The sequence below is a fragment of the Bacillus sp. AF62 genome, assembly GCF_050312695.1.
Taxonomy (GTDB): domain Bacteria; phylum Bacillota; class Bacilli; order Bacillales; family Bacillaceae_G; genus Bacillus_A; species Bacillus_A cereus.
This window is the reverse complement of sequence record NZ_JBNPJZ010000271.1, coordinates 1-336: the sequence shown is the minus strand read 5'-3', so window position 1 is coordinate 336 and position 336 is coordinate 1. Positions and strand designations below refer to the sequence as shown.

The window sequence follows — 336 nt, the reverse complement described above, 5'->3', positions numbered from 1 at the left end:
GTGTGTGACCAGTATGGAAAAAGAGAATATATTCAAATGGAAGCATTACCAGCCCGATATTATTTTGCTAACAGTACATTGGTACCTACGGTACAACTTAAGTCTTCGTGATTTAGTGGAAATGATGGAAGAACGAGGATTCTCTTTAGCCCATACAACCATTATGCGCTGGGTTCATCAATATGGACCAGAATGAAATAAACGGATTCGAACACATTTGAAGCCAACCAATGATTCTTGGCGAGTGGATGAAACATATATCAAAATCAAAGGAGAAAAGATGTACTTATATCGTGCGATCGATTCCGAAGGAAACACGATTGATTTTTATTTAAG

1 pseudogene is annotated in these 336 nt (G+C 37.5%); it reads left to right on the top strand.

The features are described from left to right. Positions 1–13 precede the first annotated feature (13 nt). Positions 14–336 (top strand): annotated as a pseudogene (locus ACQRBL_RS32695) (IS6 family transposase); the annotation flags it as partial.